Source organism: Polaromonas sp., assembly GCF_030680935.1.
GTDB lineage: Bacteria > Pseudomonadota > Gammaproteobacteria > Burkholderiales > Burkholderiaceae_C > Polaromonas.
On the sequence record NZ_JAUXUP010000014.1, the window covers coordinates 15,913 to 28,545 of the forward strand.

General features: G+C 61.5%; 10 protein-coding genes. 5 read left to right on the forward strand and 5 right to left on the reverse strand.

Annotated elements, in window-relative coordinates:
* Window positions 1-221 precede the first annotated feature (221 nt).
* On the forward strand, window positions 222-2,660 hold the full coding sequence (locus Q8L50_RS04430; protein WP_305347449.1) for a UvrD-helicase domain-containing protein: 2,439 nt from the start codon (window positions 222-224) through the stop codon (window positions 2,658-2,660).
* Between the two features lie 5 nt (window positions 2,661-2,665).
* Here Q8L50_RS04430 and Q8L50_RS04435 read toward each other — a convergent pair whose 3' ends face one another.
* Window positions 2,666-3,814 (reverse strand): ABC transporter substrate-binding protein, encoded by a 1,149-nt coding sequence (locus tag Q8L50_RS04435; protein ID WP_305347450.1) that lies wholly within the window; start codon window positions 3,812-3,814, stop codon window positions 2,666-2,668.
* Between the two features lie 190 nt (window positions 3,815-4,004).
* Between Q8L50_RS04435 and Q8L50_RS04440 the strand changes: the two genes are divergently transcribed.
* Both Q8L50_RS04440 and Q8L50_RS04445 read left to right on the forward strand, forming a co-directional pair.
* Window positions 4,005-4,850: an IclR family transcriptional regulator gene (locus tag Q8L50_RS04440; RefSeq protein WP_305347451.1), complete on the forward strand. Its 846-nt coding sequence runs from the start codon at window positions 4,005-4,007 to the stop codon at window positions 4,848-4,850.
* Between the two features lie 124 nt (window positions 4,851-4,974).
* Window positions 4,975-5,445: a M48 family metallopeptidase gene (locus tag Q8L50_RS04445; RefSeq protein WP_305347452.1), complete on the forward strand. Its 471-nt coding sequence runs from the start codon at window positions 4,975-4,977 to the stop codon at window positions 5,443-5,445.
* Between the two features lie 175 nt (window positions 5,446-5,620).
* Here Q8L50_RS04445 and Q8L50_RS04450 read toward each other — a convergent pair whose 3' ends face one another.
* The 4 genes from Q8L50_RS04450 to Q8L50_RS04465 form a co-directional block, all read right to left on the reverse strand.
* Window positions 5,621-6,340, reverse strand: coding sequence for an iron dicitrate transport regulator FecR (locus tag Q8L50_RS04450; protein WP_305347453.1), 720 nt, complete (start codon window positions 6,338-6,340; stop codon window positions 5,621-5,623).
* Window positions 6,337-7,119 carry a BPSS1780 family membrane protein gene (locus Q8L50_RS04455; protein WP_305347454.1) on the reverse strand — a complete coding sequence of 261 codons (783 nt, stop codon included), beginning with the start codon at window positions 7,117-7,119 and terminating at the stop codon, window positions 6,337-6,339. The genes Q8L50_RS04450 and Q8L50_RS04455 overlap by 4 nt, the downstream gene beginning before the upstream one ends.
* A 163-nt stretch (window positions 7,120-7,282) precedes the next feature.
* Window positions 7,283-8,257 (reverse strand): homoserine kinase, encoded by a 975-nt coding sequence (locus Q8L50_RS04460; RefSeq protein WP_305347455.1) that lies wholly within the window; start codon window positions 8,255-8,257, stop codon window positions 7,283-7,285.
* Window positions 8,258-8,299: 42 nt separating this feature from the next.
* Entirely contained in the window at window positions 8,300-8,674 is a 375-nt protein-coding gene (locus Q8L50_RS04465) for a hypothetical protein (RefSeq protein WP_305347456.1), read from the reverse strand.
* A gap of 64 nt (window positions 8,675-8,738) precedes the next feature.
* On the opposite strand from Q8L50_RS04465, the gene polA reads away from it, so the two are divergent.
* The gene (gene polA, locus Q8L50_RS04470) at window positions 8,739-11,564 is read left to right on the forward strand and encodes a DNA polymerase I (RefSeq protein WP_305347457.1); all 2,826 of its coding nucleotides are present in this window, start codon (window positions 8,739-8,741) and stop codon (window positions 11,562-11,564) included.
* An 88-nt stretch (window positions 11,565-11,652) separates the two neighbouring features.
* Window positions 11,653-12,552 (forward strand): dienelactone hydrolase family protein, encoded by a 900-nt coding sequence (locus Q8L50_RS04475; RefSeq protein ID WP_305347458.1) that lies wholly within the window; start codon window positions 11,653-11,655, stop codon window positions 12,550-12,552.
* The last annotated feature ends 81 nt before the right edge of the window (window positions 12,553-12,633 follow it).

Sequence of the window (12,633 nt, forward strand, 5' to 3'; positions counted from 1 at the left end):
TGGCATTCATGTGGGGGCACCAACTTGTTATGACAAGTTATGCTGAGCAAAAGGCATGCCAGCAAAAAAAGAGGTACAGATGCCTTGAAATGCCCAAAAAGGATGAAAGGCGACCGAAATTGCGCCACACCGGTGCGACTGCTCTCAATCATGGTGCGCGCGTTCCTGCCGTGGTGACCCAGGCCCGGCTTCACTCGGGCCTGTTCTTTCTACAATGGCGCATGTCTCCAGAAGTCCCCAGCTCCCCTCTCTTGCAAAACCTCAACCCGGAGCAACTCGCAGCAGTCACCTTGCCGGCCACCCATGCACTGATTCTGGCGGGCGCGGGGTCCGGCAAGACACGGGTGCTGACGACCCGGATCGCCTGGCTGCTGCAAAACGGCTACGTCTCGCCGGGCGGCATTCTGGCGGTGACCTTCACCAACAAGGCTGCCAAAGAAATGTTGACACGCCTGACCAGCATGCTGCCGGTCAATGCGCGCGGCATGTGGATAGGCACTTTCCACGGCCTGTGCAACCGGTTTTTGCGCGCGCATTACAAGCTCGCCAATTTGCCCTCCACCTTCCAGATCCTGGACACACAGGACCAGCTCTCGGCCATCAAACGCCTGTGCAAGCAGTTCAACATCGACGACGAGCGTTTCCCACCCAAGCAGCTGATGTGGTTCATCGCCGGCTGCAAGGAAGATGGCCAGCGCGCGAAAGACGTGGTGGTCTGCGATGAAGAGACGCGCAAGAAGGCCGAGATTTATGCGCTCTACGAAGAGCAGTGCCAGCGCGAGGGCGTGGTTGATTTTGGTGAACTGATGCTGCGCAGCTACGAACTGCTGCGTGACAACCTTCCGGTGCGTGAGCATTACCAGCGGCGTTTCCGGCACATCCTGATCGACGAGTTCCAGGACACCAACAAGCTGCAATACGCCTGGATCAAGATGCTGGCCGGGCAGGGTGACGATGCGGCTGCCGGGCCGGGCGTCATGCCGGGCGGCTCGGTGATCGCTGTGGGCGATGATGACCAGAGCATTTACGCATTTCGTGGCGCGCGCGTCGGCAACATGGCGGACTTTGTTCGCGAGTTCGGCGTGCAGCACCAGATCAAGCTGGAGCGCAATTACCGCAGCTTCGGCAACATCCTCGACTCGGCCAACGAGCTGATCAGCCACAACAGCAAACGACTGGGCAAGAACCTGCGCACTGAGGCAGGTCCCGGCGAGCCGGTGCGGGTGTTCGAAGCCACCTCCGACTTTGCCGAGGCCCAATGGTTTGTTGACGAGGTACGGCAACTGGTGCGCGACGGCACAGTGCGCAAGGAAATTGCGCTGCTCTACCGCAGCAATGCGCAAAGCCGGGTCATGGAAACGGCGCTCTTTAACCACGGCATCCCGTACCGGGTGTATGGCGGTCTGCGATTTTTTGAGCGGGCCGAGATCAAACATGCGCTGGCCTATCTGCGGCTGATCGACAATCCCAACGACGACACCAGCTTCATGCGGATCGTGAATTTTCCGCCGCGCGGCATAGGCGCGCGCAGCATCGAGCAGTTGCAGGACATCGCGCGCGCCTCAGGTTGTTCATTACACGACGCGGTGAGCGCCGTGCCCGGCAAGGCCGGCGCCAACCTGGGGGCTTTTGTTGCCAAACTCGATGTGCTGCGGGAGCAGACGCCGGGACTGAGCCTGCGCGAGATCATCGAGCTGGTGCTGCAACACAGCGGCCTTGAAGAACATTACAAACTTGAAAAAGAAGGCCAGGACCGGCTGGAGAATCTGGGCGAGCTGGTCAATGCGGCCGAGTCTTTTGTCAGCATGGAAGGCTTTGGCCGCGATGCGGTGGCGCTGCCGGTCGATGAACTCGGCGCAGCCCTGTCGCAATCACCCGCCAGCCAGGGGCTGGACCCGTCGGCGCCGCTGGGTGATGAACCTTTGCCGGAACTGCTCGCGCCCGACCAGGAAACCGGCGAGACGCTTTCACCATTGGCAGCCTTCCTGACGCATGCCGCGCTGGAATCTGGCGACAACCAGGCGCAGGCCGGGCAGGATGCGGTGCAACTGATGACCGTGCATTCTTCCAAGGGCCTGGAGTTTGACTGCGTGTTCATCACCGGTCTCGAGGACGGCATTTTTCCGCACGAAAATTCGCTCAGCGACGCCGGCGGCATTGAAGAAGAACGCCGGCTGATGTATGTCGCCATCACGCGTGCGCGCCAGCGCCTGTACCTGAGTCATTCGCAGACCCGCATGTTGCACGGCCAGACGCGTTACCACCCCAGAAGCCGCTTCTTCAGTGAGTTGCCCGAGGCGGCCCTGAAGTGGTTGACGCCGAAAAACCAGGGCTTTGGCCCGGCCTACGGCGGCAGTTCCAGTGCCTGGGGTGCTACGAATTCAGGAGCTGGTCGCGCAAGCGGTGATTGGGCCAAGGCCGCTTTTGCCTCAAAGAGTCTGGGCGGGGACCGGTTTCCCAACCCGGCGGTGCCGGTGCAGCGCGAGGCGCCCGCGCACGGCCTCAAAAGCGGCATGAACGTGTTTCACAACAAGTTTGGCGAGGGCCGGGTCATGATGCTTGAAGGCAGCGGCGATGACGCCAGGGCGCAGATCAACTTCACGCGGCACGGTGTGAAATGGCTGGCCCTGAGCGTTGCCAAGCTGACCCCTGTGGTCTGACCCGGTCAGCGCAGCAACTTGCCGTCGCGGCCAATCACGGTGACTTCCACAAATTTCGAGCCCACGCGGTTGTCGGGCGAAAAACTCACCTTGAAACCGCCGACGTCGTAGCTGTTCATTTTTTCGAGCTGGCTGATCACCTTCGAACGTGTCGGATCGGCGCCGCTGCGGCGAATGGCCTCGACCAGAATTTTCGCCGCAATAAACGACTCCATGCTGGCATAGGACACCACTTTTTCCGGCTGGTACTTGGCCATCAGCGTCTGGAATTCACGCGCCACCGGCGCCAGAGTCGAGTAGGGGTAGGGCATGACCTGGGAAATACCGATGCCGCGGGCATTGTCCTCCCCCGCGTTTTTCAGAAGCTCCTTGAAATTGACGACCGAGATACTGAACAGGCGCGCCTTGCTGCCCTGGACCCGCATCTTCTTGATGAAGGCGGCAGAGGCCCGGTTCACCGCGACCATGATGATGGCGTCCGGATTGGCAGGTGCGATGGCGGCCACCGCGGCATCGATGTCTTCAGGCTTGGTCCGGTCATAAGCCCCTTTGGCCACTGCCTGCATGCCCAGTTTTTGCAGCGCAGTTTCGGCCCCCGCGAGTCCGCTTTTTCCGAAAGGATCGTCCTGGTACATCACCGCGAATCGCCGCAGGCCGATGGATTGCAAATGCTCCACCATGCGCGCCGTCTCGTCGGTGTAGCTGGCGCGGATGTGGAAGATATGCGGGTTCATCGGCTCGCGCAGATCCTGCGCGCCGGTATAAGGCGCGAGCAGCGCTATGCCGGCATCCTCCAGCACCTTGTTCTTGTTGAGGGCCAGCACATTGCCGGTACCGACAAAGCCGAACAGCGCCAGCGGCTTGTCTTCGGCGAGCAATTGGCGCGTCAGTGCCAGGGTTTGGTCTGGTTTGTAGCTGTCGTCCTTGAGGACCACGCGAATTTTGCGACCGTAGATGCCGCCGTTGTCGTTGACATGGGCGAAGTATGCCGCGGCGCCCGCCACGTATTCGTTGCCGGTGCCGGCTATCGTGCCTGTCAGTGGGGCGACCTGGCCAATCACCAGGTCCTCGCGTCCGGGTGCGGCCTGGCTTGGCAGTACGCTGGCGCCCAGGCTCAGGGCCAGGACGAAGGATTGAAACTTTTTCTTGAACATGAAACGCTCCTCGTTTTCCGGGTGGATTGGTCGTTCTGCATTGCAGAACATTGTTTTTCTTCCCACCCCGATTGTGGGAGAGTGGGCAGAGGTTCACCTTATGGAATTCCCGTGTTTCATTGGTGGATTTGTCGCTCAAGCGACAAGCTTGAGTACAATGACATAATTCCGCAATGCAGAACGTACAGTCATGACCCGCACCGCTCCCGCCACTTCACCCCTTCGTGCCCATCCGAAAACCGCCAAGCCAGTGGTTGCCAAGGAAGACCGGCACTTCGTGACGGCATTGGCGCGCGGGCTCGACGTGCTCAGCGCTTTTCGTTCGCGCGACCGCACTTTGGGTAATCAGGAGCTTGCACGGCGCTGCGGCTTGCCCAAATCAACCATTTCCCGCCTGACCTACACCTTGACCAAGCAGGGCTACCTGGAGCATGCCCACGATGGCAACGGCAATGCGGGCTACCGGCTCGGCAGCGCGGTACTGGCGCTGGGCAGCGCCATGCTCGCGCGCATGGACATGCGCCAGCTCGCGCGGCCGCTCATGCAGGAACTGGCCGACAGCTCCCAGGCCATGGTGTCTCTGGGTATACGCGACCGTTTGAGCATGATTTATGTGGAAAATTGCCGCAGTGAGTCCGCGCTGACTTTGAGTCTGGATGTGGGCTCACGCATTCCGCTGGCCACCACTGCAATGGGGCGGGCCTATCTGGCCGGCTGCAGCGACAGCGAACGCCATGTGTTGATGGAGCGTATTCGAAGCCAGGACGAAAAAGCCTGGCCTCAGACCCGGGCTGAGCTGGAGCTGTCGCTGGCGCACCACCGCCAGCACGGCTGCTGCAGCTCATTTGGCGAGTGGCAAAAGGACGTGAATGCCATCGCTGCGGCTTTTCGACCTGCGGGCGGGCGGGCGGTGATGGTCATCAATTGCGGCGGGCCGGGATTCAAGCTGTCGCCGGAATTTCTGATGGCGCAGGTCCGACCGCAGCTGGTGGCGCTGGTCAAAAAACTGCAAAACGCTTCCGGCGACGGTTTTTAGAAGCACGCGCACTGATGCATCGGATCGCGACCGGCCTGCAAAGTCGTGACTTAGTGCCGCATCCAGCTGGCGTTTTGTGGCGTTAATACAATCGGCAGCAACGCCGACTTACGGAGAACCCGCGATGAACTTCAAGCCTTTTTTCCTTGCCCTGGCGGCCTGCGCCTCTTTGGCCCATGCCGTTGATTCGCCAGGCGCCATTCCCAACATGCCACGCACCTCGGTCAGCGACCGGCTGGCCACCGCCCGCACAGCCATTGCGGCCAAGGACTGGAGCCGCGCGATGTCCGAGCTGACTGCAGCCGCGCGGGAAGAGCCGCGCAACGCAGACGTACACAACCTGCTAGGGTACAGCTACAGAAAGCGCGCCACGCCTGACATCACCAAGGCCTTCGAGCACTATTACACAGCGCTGAAAATTGATCCCCGCCACAAGGGTGCGCACGAGTACATCGGTGAGGCCTATCTGATGGAAAAGCGCCCGCTGGAGGCCGAGAAACATCTGGCAGAGCTGGAAAAAATCTGTGGCAACAAGACCTGCGAAGAATACGCCGACCTGAGCAAGTCAATCGCTGACTTCAAGGCAAAGAACTGAGCGGTATCTTACTGGTGCTGCGAGGGTACGGCAGCACCTGCTGGCCTGCCTCGCAGAGGCTGTGAAGATCTCGCAGCGAGCGGGTCAGCTTGCTTTGAGGAGCGGAGCCCTACAACCGTACGATGCGCACTGCAGAGGCCGGATCGGTTCGCCCGGTAGACAGATTCCCAGCCTCTCAATACGTCATCTTGCCGCTGCCATCCTTGTTGCCTTTTCTGCCGGCAATCTGCCAGGTGGTGCGCTGATCAATCAGGCGGGCCAGAAACTCCAGCTCTTCGTCGGTGTGGTTCAGTGCCTGAGCCGGCGTCAGGAAGACCCCGTTTTTGGCCTCTGCGTCGGCCCAGAAGGCCTGGTGGTAGTCGGCTTGCGAAACCAGCTTCTGCTTGCCCGCGTCCATATCGACTGTGCCGTAGCAGTTGCAGAAATAGTTGCGGTTGTCCCGCTCTGCAAAAATTTCGGCGTACACCCCGGTGCCGCGTATGCCGGCAGTCAGCGTGGGCATGACGATCGCGCGGTTGACCCCCTTGCCCCATACACTGGCCACCGCCCCGGTGAGCAGTCGCAACAGGCTGACCGCGTTCAGGGTTGCGCCGCGTTCCACCGCCAGGCGCGAGTTTTGCCGCACCTGAAACGACGAGTTGCCAATCACAAACACCAGGTTGCTGCCGGGCCCGGTCTGGATGTCGTCGCCGGTCTGGATCGACTGCAGCGGATCAAGCCGCGCGCCATTGAGCAGGGCGTCGCCGGTGAGTTGCACAATGTTGCTGCGCTGTTGCGCCATCGCGGCTGGCAGCCCGCCCATGGCCAGCCAGGCAGCGGCCGCCTTGAGCGCATCGCGCCGCTGGTACCACAGGATCTCTTTTTCCGACCGGCTTGTGAGTAGGTGCGCTGTCATGGCGTGTCTCCTGGAGTGATAACGTTGCCGTCGGTGTCGTCGGGGGGGGTGGCATCAAAACTGCCTGTGAAAGTGAAATAGATCGAGGTTGAAAACATCGCCGCCATCAACAGCGCTGCCGGCATGACCAGTGCGGCGGCGGCTTCGGGGCTCGCCAGCATGCCGGCCAGCATGCTCACCACCAGGCCGACGACGACAAGCACCACCATCCAGGCCAGACCAAACAGCGTATAGGCCCCGGCGTTTTTGAAACACACCACGGCACTGAAAAACAGGCTTTTGACCGGCGTCACACCGTGCCAGTGCACCAGTGCAGGCGCGTGCCAGAACAGCACCGACACCGGGAGGTACATCAGCATGACAACCAGCATTACACCCTGCATTTCGGGGGCGAGGGCGCTTTCCCGGCTGACCGGAACGTCAAGGAAAAGCGGCACGATGGACACAATCAGCAGGCACGCGGCTGCATACAGAAAACCCAGCACCAGCATGGCGCGCGCGCGCTGTTGCCCGGCACGGAAGGCGCTGACAAGAATCGCCGGCATCGGAAATTTTCCTTTGGTAGCCTCCTGCGTGGCGGCCATCAGCCCCAGTGTGGCGGCGGGCACGATGGCCAGCGCCAGTACCACGCCGATGTAAGGAATCAGCGAGGCCAGTGTGGCCGCTGCCATGTACATGAAAAACAGACCGGCCAGCGCCAGCGGCTGTTTGAGGAAGGTTTGGATGCCGAGCTTGACCCATGTGATGCCGGTGCGTGCGGGGACGATGTTGAGTTTCATGGCGTGAGGTGCATATTGGGGGAATCAGATCAGCCTGGGTTCCATGGAGAGGAGAAAAAAGACTGACTCGGTGAACAATTTAACGCCGTGCCACGCAGTGTGCTTTAAAACGCACATGCGGGGCAACTTTCGGGCCTGGGCGGTATCGGCAACAACAATTGCATCAGACCGGCACACGGCTCGCATGGTTGACGCGCTGTCTGAGCACCTGCTCAAAATGGCCGGGATCATGCGCCTGCAACAGCGCTGCTTCGCGCGGCAGATGCTGGTCCCACAGGCGTGACAGCCAGAAACGCAGGGCTCCGGCGCGCAGCATGGCCGGCAACAGGCTGCGCTCTTGTGCAATCAGGGGCCGCACCGCCTGGTAGGCGCCCAGGAAGGCCTGGGTCCGTGCCATGTCCTGGGCACCAGTGGACAAGTCCACACACCAGTCGTTGAGGGCAACCCCGATGTCAAACAACCAGCTGTCCCAACCGGCAAAGTAAAAGTCAAAAAAACCGGTCAGGCGCAGTGAATCACCTGCCTCCTCAAACATCACGTTGTCACGAAACAGGTCGGCATGGACCGGGCCGCGCGGCAGCGCCCGATAGCTTGACGAGGCCGCCACATGGTTCTGGTAGGCCAGCTCGGACTGCATCAGGCGGGCCTGGTCCGGTTCCAGGTAAGGCAGCACCACGGGTACGGTCTCGTTCCACCAGGGCAGGGCGCGCAGATTGGCCTGCTGGCGCGGATAGTCGCTCCCGGCCAGATGCATGCGCGCCAGCATGTCGCCGACAGCGGCGCAGTGTGCGACGGTGGGCGCCAGTTCGCTGCGGCCCTGCAGGCGGTCCACCACAGCGGCAGGTTTGCCCTTGAGCATGTGCACAATATCGCCGCCAGACCCTGGCGCCGCGTGCGGGGCGGGCACCGGAATACCGTTTTGTGCCAGGTGTTTCATCAGGTGCAGATAAAACGGCAACTGCTCGAAAGTCAGGCGTTCAAACAGCGTCAGGACGTAGCGACCCTGGTCGGTATCGACAAAATAATTGGTGTTTTCGATGCCACCCGAACAGGCTGCGATGTGCTGCAACTGCCCCAGGCCGAGCGACTGCAAAAGCGGGGCGGCCTCGGCGAGCGAGACTTCGGTGTAAACGGCCATGCCAGAAACTAAAAACCTGAGGCGGCGGGTGCGCGACGCAGCTTAAAACTTGAGCACATTCCAGACGCGCTTGCCGCTGCTGCCGGCGCCCGAAGTAGACGGGGCCGTGCCGCCGCCTTTGGTGCCATCAGCGGGCAGCACTTCATAGGCCGGTACATTGGCTTTGGGTTGCACGGTGATGCTCTGGGTTTCTCCGCCCACACGCACCTCGTCGATACGCGAGCCGGCATCTTCAGTGCGGATGCGCTGGATGCTGGGTTCTGGCCGGCTGCTCACCGGGTTGTCGCGCGGCGTGATGGCGGGCGCTGGTACAGCGGCCGCTGTCGGAGCCGGGGCTGCCGTCTGGGAATAAGCCGGGGCACAGGCCAGTACTGCGGCGGCGCCAGCGAGCAGGAAGGAGCAAATAGGGTGTTGCATGGCTGCATTGTAGGGGGCTGGCCCGGCCGTGGATACACCCGCCAAAACGGAGACAATGGCCCCGATGAGCACAGACAAAAAAACACTCTTGCTGGTGGACGGCTCCAGCTACCTGTACCGCGCATTTCACGCCATGCCGGACTTGCGTGCCAACCCGGGCGATCCACAGAGCCCGGCCACCGGCGCGATACGCGGCATGGTCAACATGATGCAGAAGCTGCGCAAGGACGTGCGTGCCGATTACGCCGTTTGCGTGTTTGACGCCAAGGGTCCGACCTTTCGCGATGCGCTGTACCCCGCCTACAAGGCCCAGCGCTCACCCATGCCGGACGACCTGCGCAGCCAGGTCGAACCGATTCATGAGGTGGTGCAATTGCTCGGCTGGAAAGTGCTGGCTGTTCCCGGCGTCGAAGCCGATGACGTGATCGGCACGCTGGCCTGTATCGCCTCAGCGCAGCGCATCGAAGTCATCATTTCCAGCGGCGACAAGGACCTGAGCCAGCTGGTCGATGAACACATCACCGTCATCGACACCATGAACGACCGGCGCCGCGACCTGGCCGGTGTGGAGGCCGAGTTTGGCGTGCCGCCGCGCCTGATGGTCGACTACCAGGCCCTGGTGGGTGATGCGGTGGACAACGTGCCCGGTGTGCCCAAGGTCGGTCCCAAAACGGCGGTCAAGTGGCTGCTGGAGTACGGCTCGCTCGACGCTCTGGTGGCGCGGGCGGGAGAGATCAAGGGTGTGGTGGGTGACAACCTGCGGCAAAGCCTGGACTGGCTGCCCAAGGGACGCGAGCTGCTGACCATCAAGAAAGACTGCGACCTGACGGCTTACGTCGATGGCCTGCCTGCTATGGAATCGATAGCTATTGGCGCACAGCAGACGGGGTCTTTGAAGGAGTTTTATGAGAAGTACGGGTTCAAGGGGCTGGTCAGGAGCCTGGAGGCGCAGGACGCGCCGGCCGAGCTGCCAGCGGGCCCGGACAGCCACCGGGCAGACATCACCCGGCCTGCGACCAAGCCAGGCGAGCCGGGCCTGTTTGACGAGCCGGAATTTCTGTCCACGCCCCTGGCCGAGCGGGCCAGCAACCTGCGTTATGACACCGTCCTGACCTGGGAAATGTTTGATACATGGCTCACCAAAATTGAAGGCGCCGAGCTCGTCGCGCTCGACACCGAAACCACCTCACTCGACGAGATGCAGGCGCAGATCGTTGGCCTGAGCTTCAGCGTCGAGCCTGGCGAAGCGGCCTACATCCCTTTGACCCATGACTACCCCGACGCCCCGGCCCAGTTGCCGCGTGACGAGGTGCTGGCGCGCCTCAAGCCCTGGCTGGAAAACCCGGCCAAAGCCAAGCTGGGACAACACGTCAAATACGACCGCCATGTGTTTGCCAACCACGGCATCGAGGTGCAGGGTTACAGCCATGACACCATGCTGCAGAGTTATGTGCTCGAAGTGAACAAGCCGCACGGCCTGGCCAGCCTGGCCGAGCGCCATGTGGGACGCAGCGGCATCAACTACGAAGACCTGTGCGGCAAGGGCGCGCATCAGATCAAGTTCAACCAGGTCGATATCGCCAAGGCGGCCGAATACTCGTGCGAAGACTCGGACCAGACGCTGGATGTACACCGCGTGCTCTGGCCGCAGCTGCAGGCCAATGACAAGTTGCGTTTCATCTACGAGCTGGAAATGCAGAGCAGCGAGGCGCTGTACCGCATCGAACGCAACGGCGTGTTGATCGACGCGCCCATGCTGGCCACGCAGAGCCACGAACTGGGCCAGCGCATCCTGCAACTCGAAGCCGAGGCCTACGAGATCGCGGGCCAGCCCTTCAACCTCGGAAGCCCCAAGCAGCTCGGAGAAATCTTCTTTGACAAGCTGGGCATGCCGGTGGTCAAAAAAACGCCCAGCGGCGCGCGCAGCACCGACGAGGAAGTGCTGGAAAAACTGGCTGAAGACTACCCGCTGCCCGCCAAACTGCTGGAGCACCGCTCGCTCAGCAAGCTCAAGGGCACCTACACCGACAAGCTGGCGCAATTGGCCCTTCCGAGAACCGGCAGGGTGCACACACATTACGCCCAGGCTGTGGCCGTGACAGGGCGCCTGTCCAGCAATGACCCGAACCTGCAGAACATCCCGGTGCGCACGCCGGAGGGCCGGCGTGTCCGCGAAGCCTTTGTGGCGCCCGCCGGCAGCGTGATCGCCAGTGCCGACTACTCCCAGATTGAGCTGCGCATCATGGCCCACCTGAGTGGAGATGAAGCGCTGTTGCGCGCTTTTACCGATGGTCTGGATGTGCACCGCGCCACCGCCGCCGAGGTGTTCGGCGTCGCGGTCGATCAGGTCAGCAGTGAGCAGCGGCGTTATGCCAAGGTCATCAACTTCGGGCTGATTTACGGCATGAGCAGTTTTGGCCTGGCGCGCAACCTCGGCATCGAAACCAAGGCCGCAGCCGCGTATATCGACAAATATTTTCAGCGTTACCCCGGCGTCAAAAACTACATGGAGCAGACCGTGGTTTTTGCGCAGGCGCACCACTTTGTCGAGACCGTTTTTGGCCGGCGCCTTTACCTGGCCGAGATCAACGGTGGCAACGGTCCGCGCAAAAAAGCCGCAGAGCGGCAGGCCATCAACGCGCCCATGCAGGGCACAGCGGCAGATCTGATCAAGCTCAGCATGGTCAAGGTGCAGAACGTGCTTGATGCTGAAAAACGCGCCACCAAAATGATCATGCAGGTGCATGATGAGCTGGTGTTTGAAGTGCCCGAGGCCGAGGTCGAATGGGTGCGAACCGAGATTCCACGCTTGATGGCCGGCGTGGCCGAGCTCAAGGTGCCGCTTCTCGCAGAGATAGGCATGGGCGCCAACTGGGAAAAAGCCCACTGATCCCGGCCCGGTACCAGCCCCGGCACCCGCAGGAATTTCTGCGGGCGCATAAACTCAACTGTCCGTCCACACCCTGAGAGAAATCCCCATGCTTAACAGTGACCAGAAATCCGAATTTGACTCGCTGCTCCCTGGCCAAAGCACCGAAAGGGGTTCCACCCGGCGTACTGCCCTGAAGGCTGCCCTCGGTATCGGTTATGCCGCCACCGCTTTACCCATCATGGCGCAGACCGCCATCAAAACTCCGACCGACGACCTGAGGGCAGGGGAGACCACGTTTGAAGTCAATGGCTTCAAGGTGCCGGCCTATTACGCCGCGCCCGCTGGCAAGACCGACCTGCCGGTGATTTTGGTGATCCAGGAAATATTGGGTGTGCACGAATACATTGCCGACACCGCCCGGCGTTTTGCCAAGGCCGGTTACTTGGCGATTGCGCCAGAGCTTTTTGCCCGCCAGGGAGACCCGTCCGAATACGGTGAGATGGCCAAACTTATGGCGGAAGTGGTCTCCAAAGTGCCGGATGCGCAAGTCATGGCCGACCTGGACGGCGCCGTCAAATGGGCGGGCGCCAATGGCGGCAATACCGCCAAAGTAGGTGTCACCGGCTTTTGCTGGGGCGGCCGCATCACCTGGCTGTATGCAGCGCACAGCACCAGCGTCAAGGCCGGTGTGGCCTGGTACGGCCGCCTGGTGGGCGACAGCAGCCCGCTGACACCCAAACACCCGGTGGAGATTGCACCGATTCTCAATGCACCGGTGCTGGGCCTGTACGGCGGTCAGGACGGCGGTATCCCGCTTGACACGGTTGATAAGATGAAAGCTGCGCTTGCCAGCGGAAGTGCTGCGGCCAAGGTATCGCAATTTGTGGTGTACCCTGATGCCCCGCACGCTTTCCATGCCGACTACCGCCCCAGCTACCGCAAGGAAGCGGCAGAAGACGGCTGGAAACGCGCCGTGGCGTGGTTCAAGGCCAACGGCGTCGCTTGATGTAAACAAGCGGCGACGCTTTTGATCTGGCCGCCCCACAGCAATGTGCGGCGGCTTTTTACCGTCCTTGAGCGAAATTTG